We start from the raw sequence: 23,169 nt of genomic DNA on the forward strand, positions 1-23,169 counted from the left end.
CGGATTGCCCCGAGACGGCATTCTCGAGATTCACGTAGACGAGTATCTGCATTGCGGTGCTGACGCCCAATCTACTCGATCGGAATACTGTTTCGAACATTTGGTGGATGGCACCAATTTGAACCTGAAGTCACGTGAGTCACGTCGTTCTCTGCCTCCCGTCTTTCAACCGCGGACAGCTGGTGTGTTTCCGTCTTTAGGCGTCGAGTCCGTTCTTGGTTTGGAGGGTGCACCACGTTGCCATTTTAGGCGGATTACGAATGCTTGTTCATAGGCTTTGACGGAATGCCGGTCCACCCAGCTGTGACTGCCGAACCACGCTTTGGAGGCCTTGGTCGCCGAGTGTCGCGCCGATCGGAGAGGTTTGATACACTGTCCCTCGCTCGCTGGACATCGGCGCCGGAAGCGGTTGCGATTCGGTCCCGTCGGAGTCGGGGAGCTCCGGCGGCAACTCCGGTGGCAGCGGCGTACCGACCAGCATCTCGTTGACGCGGGTCGATTTCTGTACCTTTCCGGTTCGCATCGCCAGCATGAACAGCATGCGATGGTTTTCGCCGACGTCACCGGAAGCCACTTGGCGATATCCATATTGATACTCCACACCCACTCCGATTCGATCGCCGAGGAAGTGAACGTAGTTGGCCCAACAGTGGTGAAGCTTGCCGTCGGTGGTCGCCGCAAGTGTTGCGGGTGTCTCCATGTACCCATAGCCATAAGCGAAATTCAATTCGGAGATGGGGTTGTTGCACTGATCCATAAAGACATGGTGCCGACCGACGAAGGCACCGATACCGTTGAGCACGTCAATCGAATTGGTATCGCCCACCGCAGAGGCGGAGACGCCACGGATGTAGTCGCCGACGCCGTTTCCGCCTGCGACTCCGATGAAATTGGATCCCGTTCCGCTATTCACCTTGAGGATTGCCGACAGCCCCCATCCGGTTTCAAATTCTTCGCGGCCGGTCGCATTGACTTGGTAGCCGAGGTTGCGCACCAAGCCGCCAAGAACGAACTGGTCGTCGGTTTCAGGGGCTTTCCAAGTGAGATTGGACGCCAGCGTTGGCCAACGCTCCAACTTGGTAAAGGTCGGGCCGCTGACAAATTTCAAGTCCTGTTGATCGGGATCCTCGACCGCCATTTTCAACATCCAGTTGTTCGTCAAGGGCGCGTGGATCGCGACCTGTGCACGCTGACGTTGACCGTTTCGGCCGTCCACGGTTCCCGCGAGCACCCGATTGTTTTCCAAACCCTGAGGAGCTAGTTCGACCGCGCCGAAAAGAGTCTGCTTCGCACCGGCGACCAGTGACCACCCCTCGAAAAATGATCCGCGGCGACGGTTGTAAGCACGAACGCCGAGCGTCTCGACGTCCAGGACGCTTAGATCTCGATCGTTGTTAGCCGTGATAAAGAACTGTCCCGTCGTGCCACCGCCTAGATCGAGGATCTGGGCGTTCAGCCCCAAGTCGACGGGAAGCGTCAAGTCGCCTTCTTGAACAAACGATGTCTGCCCTGCCCCAGGCGCGCGACGGCTATTCAAATCAACACGCTCGGCAAAACTTGTCGTTCCATCGGCCACGATGCCTGTGTCGTATTGGTAGCCGAATCGGGGAGCCCCGAGCATCTGGACGACCGGGTTCGATGCCTTGTCGTCGCTCAGCATGATCATCACCCCGTCCGGTGTCCGCTGCGAGCCGGCGCTGAACAGCGGGCTGTAAAAAACATCGTTCGGGTCGACCGGCAGCTGAAGCAGATACTCCGACGGGACATAGGTCCATCCAAATCCTCCGGTCTGCGAAATGCTGGTGATCGCATAACCGAGATTGTCAGTGTTGGAGGTCCCAATCGCGTCCAGGAGTACGTAGTGCGTCGACTGGCGCCGGTTCGATCCGGTCGACGTGACCGACGCCACCTTCGCCCCATTGAATCCGTAATTCCAGAGTGTGTCTTCAAATGCCTGTGCGGCCGACTGTTGAGCCACTTGCGCTTCGCTGACGGCTAGGCCCATCGCATCGGCTTTTTGTGGTGATGGAGCGGTCTGCTGTTGGAATTCCACTTGTTGGCGTTGCAGCGTGCGGGCTTCGAAGATCTGATAGGACCGCGCCAACTCCGGCGTTTTCCGGACCGCGTGATCCAACACTCCGGATGCGCGAAAGGCTTCATTGGAGATCTCGATCGTGGTGTCGCCCCGTCGCAGTTGAGCGACTCGTCGTTGAGGCGAAAAACGACTCACCGCATTGGGAATCACCGGCGCAGTGGGCAGCGTTAGAAGCGAGGGAGTGCCGTCGGCGACAACAGCCGCATTCGCAATGGCGGCATCGATCATGAAAGGGTCCGTCAGCGGCTGCAGCGACGCCTCCGGCGAAGGCAATGAGAACAAGGTTTCCTGGCCTGGGGCAACGGACACCAGGCCTAGCGAAGCGCAACACCCCAGTACGAGAGACAACACACGGGCTCTGGTCTTCATTCGACTCCCTCCTTGCGAACTAGATTGGCACCACCACGTCAGTGAGGGGTATCGGTCAGCACGGGAGAGGAACTTCAATCATTTGAATTCCGCTTCGCATCATTGGGATGCATGGACGATCATCGCCAACGCCACGCTGTTTGCTAGCGTTTACAACGGATGGTGCCGGAAGCCAGCGACCGGATTCGTGGGCAGTCCGTTCTTGCTTCGAGGAATGGTCAAAAGATTGGTTGGTCAAAAAATGTTGGTGACGGATGAGTCGTCGCTGCGAGGTGGACCCAATTTGGCTGTGCTTCAAAACGGAAGATCGCGATCGCCTTTGTTCGTTTGTTCGCCACGCATCGCTTCGTCAATCCGGCTTTGAAGGTCGGCAGATTTTGAAACAAGTATCGGATAACGATCGGCGAGTGACTCCAGAACCGCCTTCAGTTCGCTTGCCCGCAGCGCCAATTGTTCGTCTTTGCTGTTGCGGTAATCGGCAAAGGCCTGGTTCAGGTTTCGAATTTCATCGCGAGTCGTTTGATCGGTTTCAAGGTCCGAGACGATTTCACCCACCATGAACGCCATCTTCAGTTGGCCGCCCAGCTTTCCCGAGAACGGCGAGTTTTCGGGATTGAGATTGTCTTCGTTGATACCCGACCAGACGGAGGCGAAGGGATCGTCCGTTTCGCCACTGGATTTCCGTTCCGCCCATTGACGATCCATCTCCGCATGGAACTCGGCGTTTTCTCGCTGTTGCGTTTCCCAGGCTTGACGGCTTTCGATCATGGAAAAAGCAAACTCGTCGTCGAGTTCCAAGTGATGGCCGTCAATACTGGTGAAACTGACGCCGAACATTCCCTCGGCCATCATCTCGCAAATCGGACAGTCGCAATCAGCGAGATGTTGTTCGGATTGCACTGCGTCGATTCCTTCGATCGCAACCCCCGCTCCCCGAGGGACGCGCCGGCGATCACACTCGAGGATGAAACTCGGTGGCGAGCCGCCTTCGAAGGGTCGATGAAGCCAATCGTCTTTGACGTCGCGCAAAAACTCAATCAGTTCTTCAATCTCACACGACGTCTCGCGTTGCTCCGCTAAGAAATGCCAGGTTGCACCAATCACTTCTCGGCACAAATCGAAATACAGACACATCTCTTGGCTGCCCATCGGGGCCGTCTCAAATCCGGCCCAGTCGCAGGGAGCTGCAACCATGGGGCCGCCGTCCTCAAAACGGAGCCGTTGTCCCCACGTGACATGGTCACTCCACCCGATGGCGCCGTGCAACAACTGCCGCGGCATGCGACCGTTCAAGTCGTCTCGCGGCGTCATCAACCAATCGCGATGGACCGCAATCGTCAGCGGATCGCGAGCCGTCTGGTCGTCGGCCGCGTCGCTTTCCTGCCAGGCACCGCTGGCGACCGCCGTCAAAGCCCGCGTTGCGATGTCCGTCAGGAATGCATCGCCGTAAAGCACCTCTCGATCCACGTGAGGTTTGTCGATGGGTGACAGACGACGCCCGCTGACCTCGCGGGCTGCGACACCTTCGTGTAGCTCCCACCATGGCGGCAAGTGGACGCTGAGCGGGCAATGCTGGTTGCCCGATTCGTCGACCACCATCGCGAAGGCGGCATTGCGGCCAACCGGATCAAACTGACCGCCTGTGAAAATGCGTTTGTCACGAAAGTCAATCGCCACCCATGCGTCCGACGACGAGAGGGCGTTCATCGCGTCGCCTCTCCCGGTTTCTTCGAGCGGTAGACTACTGACGAATTCGCAAACAGCTGGCGTGCGATAGCGCGGCCAGGCAGTCATTGCTTCGTCCCAATTGGACGGATCTTCGGATGCCAACGCGATCAACGTCGTTGCCGTGTCAACATCGATGTCCAATGCCATCAGGCAGCTGGATGCGTCGATGACGATGATCGTCACCGGTTCGTCACTCTGGTCCACCGTTCGCTCCACCATGCGACAAGGAAAATTGGTCAAGGAAGTCGGTGCCGTGTTGCTGATACCACTGGGCCACCGTTTCCAAATCGCTGCAATTGATCAGCATGTCGGCTCCCGGTGCCTGCTCGGCGACCAGCATTTGTGAGAGCCACGCAGCGACCGTTTCCTCTTCCCACCAGTATTCGCTCTGCTGATACTCCGTCGCCCACTTCAAACCGTGTGCCCCACGCGTATCCATGACCACGCGAACGGCGGCCAACTGAAGGGCCACGTTGGTTTCCTTGAGGCGGAAATGGCTCGGCTTGAGTTTCTGGTGGTCGCCCAACATCGCGAGCGCCACTTCATACATCGGCGAGGTTTCCGTCTTCTGCGAAATGACCCGTGCTGCCGGAGTGTGGTGCAGGTAACCCAGCGCCAACGCGGCAACCTCCGGCTCCGATCGCTTTCCCGCCACATTGTCAAAGCCTTCATTCACGTCAACTGTTTCGTCATCGGGAACATTGGGCAGGCCCTCTCGTGCAGTCGCTTCACCGCGCAGCACGCGCATGAGGTGATCGGCGACACTGTCCAGCCCCAGTGCACCTGCCGTCAACATTGCCGATCTTCGCACACTCGGATGTTGATCAACGAGTCCCCGTTTGACGATTTCCAAGCATGCCCCGTCACTGAAATCGTTGCGAAAAGATTGAACGTACCGTTGTGCGTCTTGTCGCAGCGGGTAGTAGTGCGAATCCTGCATCACATCAACGACGGCGTGACGCAGATCGTTCGCGTTTTCGGGGGTCCAAGTCTCTAACGCTGATCTCCATGATCGCCAGTAGCGTGCCGCACCACGTCTCGCCCGCCGATCCTCTCCCCGCAGAGCCGACTCGACCGCCAGGGCCAACTCGTCCTTGTCATACTGATTGAGTTCGGCGTCCGCGAATTGCTCGATCCAATCCAGCTGAGTCCAGCTGTTGTTGTCCGTCCCCAAGATCCGCAGCAAGGCGTTGATCTGGTCCGCGGTGGAGGGGAAATTCGTTCGCAACCGTTCCCCGAAGTTTTCACTCCGCTCTGCAAATGCCTGGGCCAAGTCCTCTGGCAAACCCGACACCGCACGTTCGATCTTGCGGTTCGCCGCCCGTTGCTGTTGCTGTGCTTGCCGGATCTCATCTGCCGGCCCGCTGACGCCGTGGTCGTCCAACCATTCCACCAAGAATTGCCCACTGCGATCGGTCAGCATGCCGTCGCCCCACCATCCCTGACGCCAACGCAGGCTTCGGCCATGGTGAAAACCCACCGTCGTCAACTTTTCGTCATTTAAAGAGAAGTCCAGAAAGGGATCTCCCCCGCACATGCAATGGAATCCGCTCTGCGATTCGTCGATCCTGATCCCTTCGACCAACTCTCGAATCTCAGCGGGATCGTGGGATTCGAACAGAATTTTTGGAGAACTCGTGTTGCTGTCAGCCGCAAAGTGATGGGTGCGGATGACCAGCCGCGTCGCGTCCCCGACCATGTTGCGCAGAGAATCACCCCAACGATGCATGATCAAGCACTGCGGGTTTGCCTTGGCGAATTCGGAAACCTGTTGATCTGAAAGTCGGGTCGACTGAACGCGAAGCACTCGCAGTGCAAGTTTCTCCGGCAGTCGTTCGACCCACGTCGCATCGGCATTGACCCATTTCAGGTGTTCCAAACCGGCAAGCGAATCCAAATTCGCAACGGCACTCATTGAAACATCGAGCGTCTCCAGGCGGTCTAAGTTTGCGACGAACCCCACGTCACGAAGGTGTTCGCGCTGGTCGGAAAGATCCAGGTGCCGCAACGCACTGAGGGAGGACAGCGATCCTGTGTTCGCAAGCTGGTGGCCGCGGACGGTCAGGGATTCCAGTTTCTGGCAATTGGAGACCAAGTTGAAATCGAAGGTCAGCTTCGGATAGCCGTTGAGTTCGAAATAGCGTAGGTCCGTGAGTGACTTCAATCGCCCCATCTCGGTGATCTGACCTTCCGAAGAATTGAAGAGGACACGTAAATAGCGGAGATGCCGGGGAAGCGGTGGTAGCGGATTTGTTGTTCCTCGGCGCCAATCCTGGGCGACGGTGAGCAACGCTTTTTCACAGTCGATTGCCGTCAGTTGTTGTTCAATCTCCTCGGACCAGGCGTCCAGCAGGACACCCCACAACCCTGCGATCTCCTGCGCTGACATCGACGAAAGGGGATTCTGAAGTTTGGCTTGGTCACCGCTGCCGGTCCAGTTGACCCGGACTGCGATCACCTGGGTTCGATCCCCGAGTTCGGCGAGCAATCTGCCGTCGTCAGTCCAAGATGCCTTGATCGGCAATGGCTGCCCCGCGGGAACGCGTACCGAACGCGAGATCCACCCAGAATCTGACGCCTCTCTGTTGCTGGACAACAGCACCGCAGCGGCAGGATTGTCGATGGAGACGGTCCGCTGATCACGAGGCGGCCAGGGCAATGAACCGACATCGGGTTCCGCCGTCCAGGATGATGGCTGGCACCCGATCAAAAACAACAGCCCCAGGAGGAAGGATCGAAAACGCATACGACACTCTCTTGGTTTCGCAATTGGCACGCGGGCAGAAGGATCGCTGGGAACCGTGGTGCGGAACGGACAACAAGCCCTAGTGTACCGAACACGCTTGCCAGCGAGGGGACTGCACGTATCCGACGCGAATTGTTGCCCGCCCCGTCGGCCTGCCGACTTCGCAACGCACGCGAAATAAGTGGGAGAGGCTTCCAGCCTGTCGATGCTGGAATGACAGGCTGGAAGCCTATCCCACTCACAGGATCCGACACTTATTTTCGGTTCGATCCTAAGGCTAGTCCGGCGGTGTCGGCAGAATGATGGGTGGCAGCATCATGTCCAGCGCGAAAGGAACGGAACGGGGTACAAGTCTGGGGTAACACGCACGCCAGCGATCGGCCGGTACCCGATTGTTCTGCCCCGTATCATTCTGCCTTCTCTCTTCCAACCGCGGTCGCCTAGCCTTCTCCCGTCTTTCGGCCTCGAGTCCGTTTTGGGTTCCGAGAATGGTCAAAAGATCGGGTGGTCGAAAAATGTTGACGACGGAAGAGTCGTTGCTGCGTGGTGGCTGCATTTTTTGACCACCCCATGTTTTTGCCCCCCTTCCCCTTTTTCTCTGTGTCCGGTCTCACGGTGCGACCTAATCAGCACTCGCTTAGGTTGACGGGAATCTGACTGGCCAAGCCGCCTTCGGATGTTTCCTTGTACTTGGAATTCATGTCCTGGGCGGTCTCCCACATCGTGTGGACCACGTCGTCGAGTGAGACGCGGGCATCATCGGGGTTGCGATCCAGTGCGATTTGCGACGCGGTGATGGCTTTGATCGCGCCGAAGGCGTTCCGTTCAATGCAGGGGATTTGAACCAGCCCGCCGATCGGATCACAGGTCATGCCGAGGTGGTGTTCCATGGCAATTTCGGCAGCCATCGTTGCTTGACGCGGTGATCCGCCGAGTCCTTCGGTGAGCGCGGCGGCGGCCATTGCCGAGGAGACTCCGATTTCGGCTTGGCAACCCCCCATGGCTGCCGAGATCGTTGCCCCCTTTTTGAAGATGCAACCGATTTCCGCCGCCGTCAGCAGAAAGTCGACGAAGGCGTCGGATGGCGTGTCACAGAAACATTCGAAATACAGCAACACGGCAGGGATGACGCCCGCGGCACCATTGGTCGGCGCCGTGACGACTCGCCCGAAGGCCGCGTTCTCTTCGTTCACCGCCAAGGCGAAACAACTGACCCAGGCCATGACGCGCTGGAAGTCTCGCGGCTGTTGGTGAACAGCGGCGAGAAACTCGTTTCGATCTGGTGGGCACTCGCGACCGAGTAGACGGCGGACCGTCGCTGCGGCGCGTCGGTGAACACGGATGCCGCCGGGAAGGATGCCACCGGTCAAACATCCGCGATGGATGCAGTCCAGCATCGTGTTTCGAATCGCGACCAGGCCGTCTTGAATCGAAGTGTCATCTCGCCATGCCCGCTCGTTCTGCATCACGACCTCGCTGATGCGAAGCGATTGACGATCACAGTGTCCAATCAGGTCACATGCCGAGCCGATGGGAAACGGTAGGCTCACCGAGCGATTCGTCGACGCTTCGTCGTCCGCCTTGACGATGAATCCACCACCGATCGAATAGAAAACAGCCTGCTGGCGTTCGCCATCAGCCAGCACCGCCGTGAAACGCATCCCGTTGGGGTGTTCGGGAAGCTGTTCGGCAGAGTGAAATCGAATGTCGGTTGCGGGATCAAACGCAACGTCGTCAACGCCCAGGCGGATCGTCTGGCGGGATGCGATCTCTCGGATAGACGGGGTGATCAAATCCACGTCGATGGTCGTTGGGTCATGGCCAGACAAGCCCAATTGCACCGCGACATCGGTTCCATGCCCTTTACCGGTCTTGGCCAACGAGCCGTAAAGGTCGACGGCGATCCGTTTGACAGAGCCCGTTTTCGAGCCCAGTTCATCGACGAACTGACGAGCCGCACGCCACGGCCCCATCGTGTGCGAACTCGACGGCCCCACCCCGATCTTGAACATGTCGAAAACGCTCAGCGATTCCTGATTCATCATCTCGGTACCGTCGTGGCCCAGTTCCATCCCGCCTCAACCCTTGAGTGCATGCTCGCCCGAAATCATACCGTCAATCTCGAATCAGGCCATGATCTCGGATGTACCGATGGAGGGGAGCTGGTGCCAGGGGACCCATCTTTGGTCGCAAGGATCGCGTCATCCCCGTAAGCGGGCTGTCGATTGAAGCCCGCCTCCTTTTTCCTCCCCCTCATTTTCTTACCTGCGATGCAGGACAGTACCGGAAGCTAAAACCCGAGACCGGAGTGGGTGGCAGAATGATGGGTGGCAGGACGATGGGGGCAGGAGGGTGGTGTTTGGGGTGACGGGTTTACGCTCGTTGGGTGATCGGGGATGATTCGATCCAGTTCCCCCCAACCAAGAGGTCGTGCCGTTTTGAAGCGGTTGATTTCAAAGAGTTTTCGTCACTCTCCCTCTGGGGGCGTCGCGAGGCGAGGGTTCTCTTTGCTGCTTGGGACGCGACCCTGGCAGGTGAAGAAAAACTCGCGATTCACCGTTCGACCTCCCCTCGCTTCGCTCGACCCTCCTGCCAGGAGGGTTGCTTTGAAAACTGCACGACCTCCCAACAGAGAAACGCACGCTTGCGAGAATCAATCACGTTCTTGAAGGAATTCGCCAAGCATCCCACTAAGGTCGGCGCAATTGCCCCGAGCAGTCCGGGCTTGGTTTCGGCGATGGTGGATTGGTTTGACTGGAATTCGATCCGCAACGTCGTCGAATTCGGCCCCGGCACGGGGGTGTTTACCGAAGCGATTGTTGAGCGATTGCATCCGGACGCCAAGTTTTTTGCGATCGAACGCAGCGATGAATTGGCTGCGATGACACGGGCGCGATGCCCGGCGGCGAAGGTGATCGAAGACAGTGCGACCAACTTGGGAGCGATCTGTGACGCCGAGGGAATGGGCCAAATCGACGCGGTGATCTGTGGATTGCCGTGGGCGTCGTTCCCCGAATCGCTGCAAGCGGAAATCATGGAGGCGATGATCGATCGGATGCGCCAGGGCGGCCGATTCGCGACGTTTGCGTACTGGCAGGGCGTCGTGCTGCCCGCCGGCCGGCGTTTTTCTGGGCGGTTGAAGGCCAGCTTTGCGGAAGTCGGGCGGAGCCACACCGTCTGGCGGAATCTGCCTCCGGCGTTCGTTTATCGCTGTGTGAAATAGGGTGGGTGGCAAGCTGGAAGCTTATCCCACGTCGGCAAGCTGAAGCTTTTACCGGATGGCAAGCTGGAAGCTTACCCCACTAGAAGCCGCGTTGGAGGCCGGCGGTGATGTCGAGGTCGAGGGGGGCGAACTGGCCGCGACGGATTTTTTCCAGCGCGATCGCTCCCATCACGGCGTTGTCGGTGCACAGGTTCATCGGGGCGATCACCAGATCGAATCCGTTTTTTTCCGCGGCCGTTTGCAGGCCCGTGCGGAGGACCGGATTCGCCGCGACTCCGCCGCCGACGATCAGGTGCCCGGCGTCGTACGCTTTGACCGCGCGGACGGATTTGGCGACCAACACGTCCACGACGGCGGCCTGAAACGAGGCACAGATATCGGCTTTGGCTTGATCGCTGAGCTGGATATTTGAAAAATCCTTCACGCCGGGCGGGGCGATGCTGTAGCGGACCGCGGTTTTTAGCCCGCTAAAACTGAAGCGGTACCCGGGTTCTTTGAGCATCGATCGCGGGTAGGCGTGTGCCTTCGGATCCCCCTGGGCGGCCAGGCGCGAGACCGCCGGGCCGCCGGGAAAGCCGAGATTGAGCATCGCGCCGACTTTGTCGAACGCCTCCCCGGCCGCATCGTCGATCGTTCCGCCCAGGTATTCCAGGTCCAGCGGGCTGGTGCAGTGATACAGGCTGGTGTGTCCGCCACTGACGACCAGCCCGATACAGGGATAGACGGACACATCGGACGCCATTTGACAGGCGTACAAGTGGGCGTGCAGGTGATTGATCGCCACCAACGGCTTTTTCCAGGCCACGGCCAGAGTTTTCGCGGCGACGACCCCGACCAGCAGCGATCCGGCCAACCCGGGTCGGTCGGCGACGGCGATCGCGTCCAAATCGGCCCCTCGGACCCCCGCTTTTTGCAGCGCGGTGTCGATCACGGGCAAAATTCGCTCGACGTGGGCCCGGGCGGCGACTTCGGGGACCACGCCGCCGAACCGTTCGTGCAGGGTTTCCTGGGTGGCGACGCAATCGCCGAGCACGTTGCCGTCGTCGGAAATCACCGCCGCAGCGGTCTCGTCACAGGTCGATTCGATGGTCAAAATGGGCATCGCCAAATCTTACTGCTGATCAGCCCTTGACACCAACCGGTAGGGCACGATACTTGCACGCTTCCAAATACGGCAAACAACGGATAAACGCCAGAACGACGACTCTATGCCCACCATCAATCAACTCGTCCGCAAGCGACGCAAACTGAAAAAACGCCAAAGTAAGTCTCCCGTCCTGGAGAAATGCCCGCAGAAGCAGGGCGTTTGTCTGCAGGTTCGTACAATGACCCCCAAGAAGCCGAACTCGGCACTTCGAAAGATTTCGCGGGTCAAGTTGAGCAACGGCAAAGAAGTCACCGTTTACATTCCCGGCGAAGGTCACAACCTGCAGGAGCACTCGATCGTGCTCGTTCGCGGTGGCCGGATCCGTGACTTGCCCGGTGTTCGCTACCAGGTCGTTCGCGGCAGCCGTGACGCGTTGGGCGTCGAAGGCCGTAAGCGATCTCGCAGCCGTTACGGTGCCAAGAAATAGCATCGGCCGCTCGGCCGCTTGTAACACGCATTATTCAGAACGAACATCACTCGACATTTGAAAGTTTGAAATGGGACGGATCACCGCAAGTAAGAAACAGCTCAAGGGCGACCCACGCCACAATTCGATGCTGGCTGGCAAGTTCATCAATTGCTTGATGCTGGACGGAAAGAAGACCGTCGCCCAGAAAGTCTTCTACGATGCGTTGGCGGAAATCGCTCGACGTGGCGAGACCGAAGGCGAAGAGCCGATCGAAGTCTTCGAAGCCGCTCTGGAAAACATCAAGCCGTACATCGAAGTTCGCAGCAAGCGAGTCGGTGGTGCCAGCTACCAGGTCCCGATGCAAGTCAATCGTGCCCGTCAACAAAGCTTGGCGATTCGCTGGTTGCTTGAAGCGGTCCGCAGCAAGAAGGGGCGTCCGATGCACCTGAAGCTGGCCGACGAAATCATGGCCGGATACAAAAAGGAAGGCGTCGCGTACACCAAACGCGAAAACACGCACCGCATGGCCGACGCCAACAAAGCGTTCGCACACTTTGCGTGGTGATCGGTTTTCCGATCACTTCCCAAAACCGACAACGCAATCAAATTTTTCAAACCGCGACACGGCCACCATGCCGTGATCGCGGTTTTTTGTTCCCCACGGATCCAGCCCAGCGTCTCGGATCGAGCCCGGCGCCCTCCGATCCGGCCATCTGCTCCGGATCCGACCCGGTGCGGTCTAGCGGAAATCGTTAAGACGTTAGAAAATCCTTCGCATCGACGTTGCCCTTGGCGGACGTCCGCTACCACTTCCCCTCGCCCCGATCAATCATGTCTGCCGACATCAATTTACTGCGCAACATTGGAATCATCGCTCATATCGATGCCGGTAAAACGACGGTCACCGAACGCATGCTGTACCTCAGCGGTGCAAAGCACCGCGTCGGGCGCGTCGACCACGGGACGACCGACACCGATGACGACCCCGAAGAACAGGAACGCGGGATCACGATCTTTAGCGCCTGTGTGAAGTATCGTTGGGACAAGTACCACATCAACTTGCTCGACACGCCCGGGCACGTCGACTTTACCGCCGAAGTGGAACGATGCTTGCGCGTGCTGGACGGCGCGGTCGTCGTGTTTTCGGCTCGGGAAGGCGTCGAGGCGCAAAGTGAAACGGTGTGGCGCCAAGCGGATCGCTACAACGTGCCGCGAATCGTGTTCATCAACAAGATGGATCGCGAAGGCGCCGATTTCGATTCCGTCTTCAACGACATCGGCCCCCGGCTGGGAGGCCGACCGGTTGCGGTCGAACTGCCCGTCGGCCAAGGGCCGACGCACGTCAATAACCCGTTCCGCGGGGTGATCGATCTGGTCGACCTGAAGTTTCTGCAATTCGACCCCGAGACCGAAGGCAAGGAGGTCAGGCAAACGGATATCCCCGACGAGTTGATGGACGACGCATTGCTGTGGCGCGAACAGCTATTGGAAACGGTTTGCGAGATCGATGAAGACGCGATGGCGTTGGTGATGGAGGACCAAGAGGTCCCCGTCGACGTGATCCGCAAAGCGTTGCGCAAGGGCTGTATCGAGCAAACGATCCAGCCCGTGCTGTGCGGGTCGGCGCTGCACGGCATCGGCGTCCAACCGCTGATGACCGCCGTCGGACACTATTTGCCCAGCCCGCTCGATCGCCCGCCGGTCGAGGGTTTCAACCCGAAAAAGCCGGACCAGCAACTGATCCGAAAGCCGGACCCGACCGAGCCGTTTAGCGCATTGGTGTTCAAAATTCTGCCGGCCAAGACGGGCGACAATTATTGGATTCGAATTTACAGCGGACAACTGAAACAGAACTCACGGGTCTATTGCCCCAACCGTGACAAGAAAGAAAACGTCGCCCAGTTGTGGCAGATCCACGCGTCCAAAAAAGAACGCGACGGGCAAACCGAAACGCTGGCCGCCGGCGACATCTGCTGCGTCATCGGCCCCCGGTTTGCCATCACGGGCGACACCCTGTGCGACACCCAGAACCAGATCGAATTGCCCAGCATCACGTTCGCCGACACGGTGTTGTCGATGGCGATCGAACCGGAAAACACGGGAGACCGCAAGAAGCTGGATGACACCCTGGACATGCTGCGTCGCCAAGACCCGACGTTTCGCGCGGTCGACAACGAGGAACTGGGGCAGACGATCATCAGCGGCATGGGCGAGCTGCACCTGGAAGTGATCCAGCACCGGCTGACTCGCGACTTCGGATTGAACGTCAAATTCTACAAGCCGCGGGTCAACTACCGCGAAACGATCGGCGGCACGGCCGACGTCATCGGCGTCTGCAACCGCCAGATGGGCGCGACGCAGATGTTTGCCCGATTGAGTGTCCGGGTGTCGCCACTGGAAGACAGCTCGGCGACGCCGATCGTGTTCGATCGCTTGCCGCCGGACACGCTGCTGCAAGGCGATGTGCGGCACGCCGCGATTCAAGAGCTTCGCGACCGCGCCGAGGGCGGTGGTGTGCTGGCTGGTTTTCCGCTGTCGGGAATCAAGCTGGAAGCCTATGACGCCGAAGTCAGCGAAGAAGGTGGCATCGAAGAGGTGGCGTTTCGAATCGCCGCCGGCGACGCCTTTGACAAGGCACTTGAAAAAGCCGGCCCCGTGCTGCTGGAACCGATCATGAAGGTGGAAGTCACGACGCCGGAAGACTACATGGGCGAATTGGTCGGCGACTTGCAACAACGCCGCGCCTTGATCGCCGCCACCGAAACACGCGGCGCGATGACGGTGATCACCGCCCATGCGCCGCTGAAAGAGCTGTTCGGCTATTCGAGCGCCGTCCGCAGCCTCAGCCAAGGCCGCGCCGGAAGCAGCATGGAACCGCTCGGCTACCAACCGGCCCCCAAAGAAGACGCGCACAGTTTCCAGTTTTGATGGTGGCCGGATCTCTGAAGGTGATAGCGGCACGGCGCGCGCCGTTCGGTTTCAGGGTTGGAAACGCGTTGAAAGACCGGAGGGCTCGCGCCCTGCCGCTAACAATCACAATTCGTATGGTGCCGACGGAGAGCGCCAGCGAGCCGGGTATCCCGAAGGGATTCCTGCGAGTAGCCGGAGGTCAGCGCAGCGCCACCTCCGGGAAGGATGCTCTCGCAAATCCCCTCGACCCCGGACGGGTTCGCAGCGCATCAATCTGCGGGCGGAGGGGCAGTCCGCGTTTCTGAAAGAGTAGACCGTGGCGGTTGCGTGCGCGGGTGGCGGACCGGGCGCGAGGGCTCGTACGCAAATTGCTTCGACACCCTTCGGGGTCGCGACACGCTGGTGGCCGAATGCCCGGAGGTGTCGCTGCGCTCACCTCCGGCTAATGGCTTTGACCCCGTCCGGGGTCATGCCACCGGCATCGGCACAGAAGGTGATAACGGCACGGCGCGAGTCGTCCGGTTTCAGGATTGGAAACGCGTTGACGGGCCGGAGGGCTCACGCCCGGCCGCTTACGCGTCGCGGCTCACAAAAACGGCAATCAATTGTCGTTGTCACGCGTCAGGTGGCCGCTGCGGGCGATCGCCAGCAGCAACCACAACATCACCGAGATGCTTCCGACCATGCCGACCAGCCCGAACAGGCTGATCGGTTCCAGCGTGGTGACGTACAGCGGAATGGAGATCAGCGGCGAGACCTTTTGCGCGAGCAACAGCGACGATCCGAGAAACACGGCGCTGGCCATCACGCCGAGGACCAGTCGATTGACGGACGGTCCCAATCGCTGATGCTCCAGTGTGAACCGCGTTTCGCCACGGCGAAGCATCTGCATCAACGAAACCAGTTCGTCGGGCGCCGATTCGAGAAAGCTTTCCGCTTCCAAATAAATGCGACGGGCCTGGCGGAAACGACGCTGGGGGCTTAGACGGCGAAGCATCGTCTTGTGCGCAAGCGATCGAATCACTTTCAGCGAGTCAAAACTGGCGCCCAATTCGCTCAGGGTGCCTTCGAGCGAGATCAACATCTTCAGCAGCAAGGCCGATTGGTTGGGCAACTTGATCGAATGCTTGTGCAGCAGTTCGGTCAGCGCGGTCAGCGCCCCGGCCAGATCGAATTCGTCCATCGATTGCTGGCCATAAGTGCCGATAAAATCGGCGACGTCGATCGACAGCGCGGACTCGTCGAGGGTGGGAGGCGTTTCACCGACGCGGCGGATCAGCCGGGTCAAGCGATTTTGATCGCCGCCTGAAATGGCGACCAACATGTCTTCGATGTTCTCTCGCAACCGCTCATCGATCCGGCCGGTCATCCCGAAATCCAAGATCCCCAGCCGGCCATCCTCGAGCAAAAACAGGTTGTCGGTGTGGGGATCGGCGTGAAACAGGCCTTCTTCAAAGATCATCGCCAGATAGACATCGGCGATCGCATGCCCGATCGTTTCGCAGCGATCAGCGTCCAGGGTGATCTTGGACAACTGCTCGCGCCGACCGTTGTCGCGCGACGGCTTGGTCGCGGCGCCGTTGCCTTGGGAGGTCGATTCCCCGGTGCGCTTCGATGTGGTGCGCTTCGATGTGGCGCCGGTCGAATTGGCGCCAGTCGGTGCGGTCGATGCGGGCGAGCGTTCCGAATCACGCAAGCATTCGGCCAGGGATCGCCCCATCAGTTCGTCCATGACCAAGACGCGGCGGGTGCACAGCGGGGCGACCGGATTGGGCACGACGACGTCGGCGCTGTGTTTGGCGATCCAGGCGGAAAAGTGCTCCAACGATTGCCGCTCCCGGCTGAAATCCAGCTCGCGGGTGATGATCGGGGCGAGCTGGCGAACGACATCGCCCGGTCGCCAGGCCGCCACGGTTTCGACCCGTTCGGCCAGCACCGCCAATCCGCTCAAGACCTCGATGTCCTGCTTGACCGTTTTTTCGATTCCCGCCCGCTGGACCTTCAAAACCACCCGCCGCCCGTCGTTGAGCACCGCGCGGTGGACCTGGCCGATCGAGGCACTGGCCAGCGGCTGGGCATCGATGCTGGCGAAGTGGGATTCGTAATGGTCGCCCAATTCGCCGGCGAGCGTTTTCCGCACCTTCGCGATGTCGTCGGGCCGGACATTGGCCCGCAACCCCTTCAATTCTTCACTCAGGGCGATGCCGACCAGATCGGGGCGTGCGGCGAGGATTTGGCCGAGTTTGATGAACGTGGGACCGAGGTCCGTCAGCGCCATCCGCACCCGTTGTTCCCGCGTGTACTCAGCCAACGGTGTGCCACGATGGTCCTTGAACCAGCCCTGGAAGGGGAGCCGCCGGTGCTGGCTGAGCCAATCGGCCAAGCCATAGCGGCGCAGCACGGCCAGGATCTCGCGCCAGCGGCGCAGATTCCGGTAAAGCTGGGGGATGGCGGTGATTTTCATGCGAAAAGAATCAAGAGAGCGGTCGTCGGGCCATTGTAGCTGGGGGGAAGAAATTCAAGCCGTTGGCCGGTGTGGCAAAAAGAATTAGACAAAGAAACCAAACGAATTGATCAGTTAAACTGGTGGTCAGCCTTCGCCGCCGCTCCAGTTCCAGCTCGACTTTCCCGCGATTTGTTTCTTATGACCGAAGCCCCACCCGTCGTCGACCCGTCTGCCCACGCAGGAGCCACGGCCGGCAGTGCCGGCGAAGTCGCCAATGTCGCGGCGGTCTCCGAATTCGCCAAACGGGTGATCGCCAATGTCGAGCACGCGATCGTCGGCAAGCGAAAGCAACTGGTGCTGTCCCTGGTCGCCTGGTTCAGCGGCGGCCACCTGTTGCTCGAAGACGTGCCGGGTGTGGCCAAGACGATGCTGGCACGGGCGTTGGCCAAAAGCATTGGCTGCAAGTTCAAACGGGTCCAGTGCACGCCGGACTTGTTGCCGACCGACGTGACGGGGACGTCGATTTTCAACCAGAAAGAAGCCGAGTTTGAGTTTCGTGCCGGACCGGTCTTCACCCAGATTTTGCTGGCCGACGAAATCAACCGCGCGACGCCGCGAACCCAGGCCTCGCTGCTGGAGGCGATGGCCGAGGGTTGTGTCACCGTCGACGGCACCACGCATGTTCTGGAAAAACCATTTCTGGTGATCGCGACCCAAAACCCGGTCGATCACGAAGGCACGTTCCCGCTGCCCGAGGCACAACTGGATCGGTTTCTGATGCGTTTCAGTTTGGGCTATCCGTCGATGGAGGAAGAGATGCGGATGCTGGAACTGCTGCAGCACACGCATCCGATCGACCGTTTGCCGGCCGTCGCGACGGCCAAAGAATTGATCGCGGCGCAAGCGGAGATTCGCAAGGTCCACGTCGATCCGCGGGTGCGGCAGTACTTTTTGCAGATCATCGAGCAGACGCGCCGTCACAATGATTTGGCACTCGGCGGCAGCCCGCGGGCGACGATCGCGTTGTTTCGTTGCGGCCAGGCGATGGCGGCGATTCGGGGGCGTGGATTTGTCACGCCCGATGATATCAAACGCGTGCTCTCCCCGGTGATGAATCACCGCCTGATCCTGCGGCCGGAAAGTCGGCTTCGCAAAGTCACCACGGAAAGCGTGCTGCAGGAGATCGTCAGCGAAATCGCCGTGCCGACGGTGCAGGCGTAACGGACAACGCCCATTGCCGCTTAGCCTGGGGCTGAAGGTGTGAGCGGAACGGCGTGAAAGACCGGAGGGCTCGCGCCCTGCCGCTAAGCAACGCTCGGAAAATAAGTGAGATAGGCTTCCAGCCTGTCGACGCTGGAATGACAGGCTGGAAGCCTATCCCACTGCTAGATCCGACACTTATTTTCCGTGCGCCGCTAACACGAACACCCCCTTTGGTGCCAACGAACGTGGTATTGGGACAACGCCGTCCGGTGGGCGGCGTGTGGGCTGGTCAGGAGGGGGCCGCGGACCCTAGGCTGTAGGCCGATTTCGTCCACATCGCCATCTCTGGCAGCGGGGTGCAGGGTGCTTGAAGACAGGGTGCTTGAAAACGTCGTCAAATCCGTCGAATCGATCAACGGGGTTCAGGATCCGGGTGAAGTCCCGTTGGTCATCCATTCGGCGGTCCGGGGGCCGATCGCGGAAATGAGTTTTCTGCGTCGTTCGTTGTTGTTTGCGGAATTATCGATGATTTCCTACAACGACGACGCCGAGGCCCGGGCGGCGGCGGCAATCGCCGGGTTTGACGACGTGACCTTTTTCGATCGGGATGGATCCCAAGCGTATCGTTTCCGCAACGGCCACGATTGCGTGATCGCGTGCCGGGGCACCGAACCGAACGAATGGAACGACATCCGCGCCGATGCCAACGCGGCCAGCGTGCTTGCCGAGACGGTCGGACGGGTGCACCGCGGATTCAAGACCGAAGTCGACGATCTATGGCCGATGGTCGAAACGGCGCTACTGGACAACGAGCACTCGCTTTATTTCTGTGGACATTCGCTCGGCGGGGCGATGGCAACCATCTGTGCCGGTCGCTGCCATCTGTCGCACATCCCCAGCAACCCGATGGAGCTGTTTACGTTCGGTAGCCCACGGGTGGGTGACAAGCGTTACATCAACTACGTTAAACTGGACCACTACCGCTTCGTCCACAACAACGACATCGTCACGCGAGTGCCGCCTTCGTTTTTGGGTTACCGACACAGCGGCAGCGAAGTCTACTTTGATCGAAATGGCCGCATCCGCAAACTCGGGCGTGTCTCCAAACGTCGTGACAAGTGGCACGGATTTCTCCGCGGGCTGCGACGGTGGAAAATCGATCACTTCGCGGATCATTCGATCCACCAATACATCGATTCGATTGTGGCGGCCGTTCGTGACGAAGAACAACGGCTCCGATCGGGCGGTCTGGCAAAACCCGCCTCCGCCTACGCCGACACGGACGAATGAGTACGATTCCTAATGGCCAACCTGGCACGGCACCAACACGAAAGATGAGTCCCACGAAAGACGCGATGACGAACTCCGACGAAAATGACGCGTTGCGATCGACGCACGTTGAAATCGAAGGCGTTCGATTAAAACTGGCCAAGCCCTATGTCGATCCCGGCCGCTGGATCGGCCAAGCGGAGATCTTGCAGCAACTGTTGGCGTGCTGGATTTCCCTCGACGAAGCCGATTTGCCGCTGACGCCACGGTTGGTCGGGGCGCCGGGCGTGGGCAAGACCCAACTGGCGATCGCGGCGGCCAAAGCACAAGGGCGGCCGCTGTACATCTATCAGTGCACCGCCGACACGCGCCCCGAAGATCTGTTGGTCACCCCGGTGCTCAGCCAAAACGGCGAGATCGCCTACCACGCGTCCCCGTTGGTCACGGCGATGGTCCGTGGCGGCGTGTGCGTGCTGGACGAAGGCAACCGGATGAACGAAAAATCATGGGCATCCCTGGCACCGTTGTTCGACAACCGACGCTACGTCGAATCGATCGTCGCGGGGATCACGATCGACGCGCACAGCGAATTCCGCGCCGCGGTGACGATGAACCAAGACGAGTCGACGTTCGAGATTCCCGATTACATCATGAGCCGATTGCAGCCCACGTTGCCGGTCGGATTTCCCAACAAGCAGGACGAAATGGCGATCCTGCAATACCACCTGCCCTTTGCCGAAGCGGAGATGTTGGCGATGACGGTGGAATTTCTGCAACGCTCGCATCAATTGAAACTGGAATTCTCACCGCGCGACGGAATCAATTTGCTTCGTTACGCCCTGAAACGCATCTCGCAGAATCCGGATCACCCGGTCAGCCGAGATGTCGCTTGGCAGGAAGCGCTCAAGAGTTGCTTGGGCGATGAAGCGTTTGATCTGGAGCAACTGTCGCAGCGGAAGAGTCGAACCCTGGGCGGTGACGCCGTGCCGTTGGGGCTGGCCGATCTGTTCTTTGACCCCGACGATCCCATGCACCCGGATCGTGAAGACGATGAAGAGGATGAAGATTTCAATGTCTAGTTCGCCTGTCAAGGAAGCCGCTGCGGAACGCATCGAAACCTCGCCGTCGACGATGCAGCGGATCGTTGCGGTCATCGATATCGGAGCCACCGCGATGCGAATGGCCGTCGCGGAGATCCATGACGGCGCCAAGGTTCGCGTGCTGGACCAGTTGGTGCAGCCGGTGCAATTGGGAAAGGAAGCGTTTGAGACGCGTCGACTGTCGCGAAAAAGCACCGAACGTGTCGTTTCCGTCCTGTCCCAATACCAGCGTGTTCTGCGTGAATACGGCATCGAAGGAACATCGGACATTCGCGTGGTGGGGACCAGCGCCGTCCGCGAAGCCTCCAACCGGCTCGCCTTCGCCGATCGCGTCTACACCGCGACCGGGCTGCACGTCGAACCGATCGACGAAGCGGAAGTCAATCGGATCACGTACATGGGCATCACGCCCCAGTTACTGGCCAACGCCGAGCTTTCCAACGGCAAGGCGATGGTGTTGGAGGTCGGTGGCGGCAGCACGGAAGTCCTGATCGTGCGGAGCGGCAACGTGCTGGCCAGCAACTCCTTTCGACTCGGGTCGCTACGGATGTTGCAGGCGATCGATCTGGCCCGCGCCGGGGTCGATCGTCGCCGCGCCCTGCTGGAAAATCACATCAACCGGACGCTGAACCAGTTGAACGAATTTGTCCGCGGCGATTCACAATTGAATTTGGTGGCCGTCGGCGGCGACATCCGATTGGCCACGCGGCTGATCGTCGATGACTGGCAACCCGGTGAATTGGCCGTCCTGCCGACCAAATCGCTGGCCGAATTGACCGACACCGTCTTGAAGATGGGCGATGACGAAATCGTCAAACGGTTCGACGCCTCGTTCATCGAAGCCGAAACGATGGGCCCCGCGTTGCTGGCCTATTCGATGTTGGCCAAACAATTTCATCTGGAACACGTCTACGTCAGCGACACCAATCTGCGCGAAGGACTGCTCAAAGACATCGCGGTCGGCGGAAGCTGGACGGCCGAGTTTCGCAACCAGATCGTGCGGTCGGCGTTGTCGCTGGGACGGCGATTCCATTTCGACGAGATGCACGCCCGCAGCGTCGCCGAATTGGCGCGAAAACTGTTCGACCAGCTTCGATCGGAACATATGCTGGACAACCGCCATGAGGTGATCCTGCACGTCGCGGCGCTCCTGCACGAAATCGGCATGCAGATCAACGTCCGCAGCCACCACAAGCACTCCCTGTACATCATCAAATACAGCGAACTGTTTGGACTTTCCAGAAGCGAGCTGTTACAGGTCGGGTTGATCGCGCGTTACTATCGTCGGGCCCCACCGCAACCGTCACACACCGATTACATGTCCCTGGACCGCGAGACGCGGGTGATTGTCAACAAACTGGCTTCGATCCTTCGGCTGGCAACGGCCCTCGATGACACGCGGACCAGTCGCATTCGCGAGATCGAATGCCAGACCGATGGGAAACGCTTGATGATCCACGTCCCGGGCGTTCGGGACGTTTCGTTGGAACAGATTGCGATGAAACAACAAGCCGGTCTGTTCCGTGACGTGTTCGGCTTGTCCGTCATGCTGCGGGCCGGAGAGACGTAAGTCTCAGCTGCCGCAACCGCAGCTGCACGCACAGGTTTGCTGAACCGTCTTCATGACGGTGCAGGGGACCTGTTTTTCGACCGTGTAGGGAACCTTGACGGTGCAGGTGCGGGTTTCTTCGACGTTCACGGTTTCCGGCACGCAAGCGGTGACCATCTTGGTCTTCTTGCGATATTCCATCGTCTTGTAGGGATGCTTGATGGTCTTGGTTTCCGTCTTGGTGAAGTACTCTTTCACCTTGCGCGTTTTCTTGATCGGCACAGAGATGCAGACTTCGCAGGTGTAGGGTTCTTCGACACAGACTTCCTTCATCACCGTGACTTCTTTGCTGACTTCGACCGGGTTGGGGCACCAGACTTTCTTTTCGGTGCACTTGCATCCGCCGCAGGAATCGGTGGCCACCATTTGCACTTCCCAATGCCCCTGGTCTTCGATGCAGGTTTGGGTTTCGGTCACGGGCACGCACTCGGTCCGCTTGCGAATCTTCGTGACGGTGTCCTTTCCGGGAACCATGATCGTGTATTCTTGATCGACCCAACGGAACTTGGGCGTTTTGACTTCGATGACTTGCTCGTCCACTTTGTCGACACAGACCAGCGCGTTGTACTCGTAGGGCACTTGTTTTTCGACCGTGATCGTCTTGGGAACCAGCACGGTTTCGACGCGTTGTTCTTCGCGATAACAGGTTTGCGTGACGGTCTTCATCACGGTGCAGGGCACTTGGACCGTTTTGGTGCAGACACCGGTCCCCTTGCATTTGGCACAATCGTCACAGGCGTTTGCGGTTCCGACCAGTAAGGCGGTTGCGGCGACCAGTCCGCCCCAGAATTTTGCGGCTAACATTTCGGTTGAACTCCCCCGAGTCTTCGATCTTGTGGATTCAATGCCGCACCCGGATACGTTGGATTGTGCGGATTCGAAGTAAACCTAGGTCGACCGTGGGGGGAGTCAAAT

Annotated in this window: 15 protein-coding genes; 8 read left to right on the forward strand and 7 right to left on the reverse strand. The window is 59.3% G+C overall.

Features of this window, described 5'->3' with window-relative positions; all coding sequences use genetic code 11:
* Positions 1–268: 268 nt before the first annotated feature.
* The 4 genes from Enr13x_RS23175 to Enr13x_RS23190 form a co-directional block, all read right to left on the reverse strand.
* Positions 269–2,464 carry a hypothetical protein gene (locus Enr13x_RS23175; protein ID WP_145389230.1) on the reverse strand — a complete coding sequence of 732 codons (2,196 nt, stop codon included), beginning with the start codon at positions 2,462–2,464 and terminating at the stop codon, positions 269–271.
* A 294-nt stretch (positions 2,465–2,758) separates the two neighbouring features.
* Complete coding sequence (locus Enr13x_RS23180; RefSeq protein WP_145389231.1) at positions 2,759–4,432, reverse strand: hypothetical protein; 1,674 nt, start codon at positions 4,430–4,432, stop codon at positions 2,759–2,761.
* Positions 4,383–6,938: a leucine-rich repeat domain-containing protein gene (locus tag Enr13x_RS23185; protein WP_145389232.1), complete on the reverse strand. Its 2,556-nt coding sequence runs from the start codon at positions 6,936–6,938 to the stop codon at positions 4,383–4,385. Before Enr13x_RS23185 ends, Enr13x_RS23180 begins: the two co-directional genes overlap by 50 nt.
* Before the next feature lie 626 nt (positions 6,939–7,564).
* Entirely contained in the window at positions 7,565–9,010 is a 1,446-nt protein-coding gene (locus Enr13x_RS23190) for an L-serine ammonia-lyase (RefSeq protein ID WP_231743731.1), read from the reverse strand.
* Positions 9,011–9,582: 572 nt separating this feature from the next.
* Here Enr13x_RS23190 and Enr13x_RS23195 point away from each other — a divergent pair.
* The gene (locus Enr13x_RS23195) at positions 9,583–10,161 is read left to right on the forward strand and encodes a class I SAM-dependent methyltransferase (RefSeq protein WP_145389233.1); all 579 of its coding nucleotides are present in this window, start codon (positions 9,583–9,585) and stop codon (positions 10,159–10,161) included.
* 79 nt (positions 10,162–10,240) lie between these two features.
* On the opposite strand, the gene tsaD is transcribed toward Enr13x_RS23195, so the two are convergent.
* Entirely contained in the window at positions 10,241–11,263 is a 1,023-nt protein-coding gene (tsaD, locus tag Enr13x_RS23200; RefSeq protein WP_145389234.1) for a tRNA (adenosine(37)-N6)-threonylcarbamoyltransferase complex transferase subunit TsaD, read from the reverse strand.
* A 106-nt stretch (positions 11,264–11,369) separates the two neighbouring features.
* Here tsaD and rpsL point away from each other — a divergent pair, with 106 nt between their 5' ends.
* The 3 genes from rpsL (at position 11,370) to fusA (ending at position 14,645) form a co-directional block, all read left to right on the forward strand.
* The gene (rpsL, locus tag Enr13x_RS23205) at positions 11,370–11,735 is read left to right on the forward strand and encodes a 30S ribosomal protein S12 (RefSeq protein ID WP_095742113.1); all 366 of its coding nucleotides are present in this window, start codon (positions 11,370–11,372) and stop codon (positions 11,733–11,735) included.
* Positions 11,736–11,805: 70 nt separating this feature from the next.
* A complete protein-coding gene (rpsG, locus tag Enr13x_RS23210; protein ID WP_145389235.1) occupies positions 11,806–12,282 on the forward strand; it encodes a 30S ribosomal protein S7 in 477 nt (158 codons plus the stop codon).
* A gap of 266 nt (positions 12,283–12,548) precedes the next feature.
* Positions 12,549–14,645: an elongation factor G gene (fusA, locus tag Enr13x_RS23215; protein WP_145389236.1), complete on the forward strand. Its 2,097-nt coding sequence runs from the start codon at positions 12,549–12,551 to the stop codon at positions 14,643–14,645.
* Between the two features lie 583 nt (positions 14,646–15,228).
* Here the strand turns inward: fusA and Enr13x_RS23220 are convergent.
* A complete protein-coding gene (locus Enr13x_RS23220; protein ID WP_145389237.1) occupies positions 15,229–17,091 on the reverse strand; it encodes an ABC1 kinase family protein in 1,863 nt (620 codons plus the stop codon).
* Positions 17,092–17,271: 180 nt separating this feature from the next.
* Here Enr13x_RS23220 and Enr13x_RS23225 point away from each other — a divergent pair, with 180 nt between their 5' ends.
* The 4 genes from Enr13x_RS23225 (at position 17,272) to Enr13x_RS23240 (ending at position 22,215) form a co-directional block, all read left to right on the forward strand.
* Positions 17,272–18,294, forward strand: a complete 1,023-nt coding sequence (locus Enr13x_RS23225; RefSeq protein ID WP_145389238.1) for an AAA family ATPase — start codon at positions 17,272–17,274, stop codon at positions 18,292–18,294.
* Positions 18,295–18,654: 360 nt separating this feature from the next.
* Positions 18,655–19,566, forward strand: coding sequence for a lipase family protein (locus tag Enr13x_RS23230; RefSeq protein WP_231743732.1), 912 nt, complete (start codon positions 18,655–18,657; stop codon positions 19,564–19,566).
* 44 nt (positions 19,567–19,610) lie between these two features.
* Positions 19,611–20,624 (forward strand): AAA family ATPase, encoded by a 1,014-nt coding sequence (locus Enr13x_RS23235; RefSeq protein WP_145389239.1) that lies wholly within the window; start codon positions 19,611–19,613, stop codon positions 20,622–20,624.
* Positions 20,617–22,215, forward strand: a complete 1,599-nt coding sequence (locus Enr13x_RS23240) for a Ppx/GppA phosphatase family protein (RefSeq protein WP_231743733.1) — start codon at positions 20,617–20,619, stop codon at positions 22,213–22,215. Before Enr13x_RS23235 ends, Enr13x_RS23240 begins: the two co-directional genes overlap by 8 nt.
* Positions 22,216–22,218: 3 nt before the next feature.
* Here the strand turns inward: Enr13x_RS23240 and Enr13x_RS23245 are convergent, their stop codons facing one another.
* Positions 22,219–23,058: a hypothetical protein gene (locus tag Enr13x_RS23245; RefSeq protein ID WP_145389241.1), complete on the reverse strand. Its 840-nt coding sequence runs from the start codon at positions 23,056–23,058 to the stop codon at positions 22,219–22,221.
* Positions 23,059–23,169: the final 111 nt, after the last annotated feature.

The sequence above is a fragment of the Stieleria neptunia genome, assembly GCF_007754155.1.
GTDB classification, from domain to species: domain Bacteria; phylum Planctomycetota; class Planctomycetia; order Pirellulales; family Pirellulaceae; genus Stieleria; species Stieleria neptunia.

Bases quoted from the DNA above. Each gene is read 5' to 3' on its own strand.
- Enr13x_RS23225 (WP_145389238.1), top strand. From the start codon at position 17,272: ATGACCGAAGCCCCACCCGTCGTCGACCCGTCTGCCCACGCAGGAGCC.
- Enr13x_RS23190 (WP_231743731.1), bottom strand. From the start codon at position 9,010: ATGGAACTGGGCCACGACGGTACCGAGATGATGAATCAGGAATCGCTG.
- Enr13x_RS23220 (WP_145389237.1), bottom strand. From the start codon at position 17,091: ATGAAAATCACCGCCATCCCCCAGCTTTACCGGAATCTGCGCCGCTGG.
- rpsL (WP_095742113.1), top strand. From the start codon at position 11,370: ATGCCCACCATCAATCAACTCGTCCGCAAGCGACGCAAACTGAAAAAA.
- tsaD (WP_145389234.1), bottom strand. From the start codon at position 11,263: ATGCCCATTTTGACCATCGAATCGACCTGTGACGAGACCGCTGCGGCG.
- Enr13x_RS23235 (WP_145389239.1), top strand. From the start codon at position 19,611: ATGAGTCCCACGAAAGACGCGATGACGAACTCCGACGAAAATGACGCG.
- fusA (WP_145389236.1), top strand. From the start codon at position 12,549: ATGTCTGCCGACATCAATTTACTGCGCAACATTGGAATCATCGCTCAT.
- Enr13x_RS23245 (WP_145389241.1), bottom strand. From the start codon at position 23,058: ATGTTAGCCGCAAAATTCTGGGGCGGACTGGTCGCCGCAACCGCCTTA.
- Enr13x_RS23240 (WP_231743733.1), top strand. From the start codon at position 20,617: ATGTCTAGTTCGCCTGTCAAGGAAGCCGCTGCGGAACGCATCGAAACC.
- rpsG (WP_145389235.1), top strand. From the start codon at position 11,806: ATGGGACGGATCACCGCAAGTAAGAAACAGCTCAAGGGCGACCCACGC.
- Enr13x_RS23185 (WP_145389232.1), bottom strand. From the start codon at position 6,938: ATGCGTTTTCGATCCTTCCTCCTGGGGCTGTTGTTTTTGATCGGGTGC.
- Enr13x_RS23175 (WP_145389230.1), bottom strand. From the start codon at position 2,464: ATGAAGACCAGAGCCCGTGTGTTGTCTCTCGTACTGGGGTGTTGCGCT.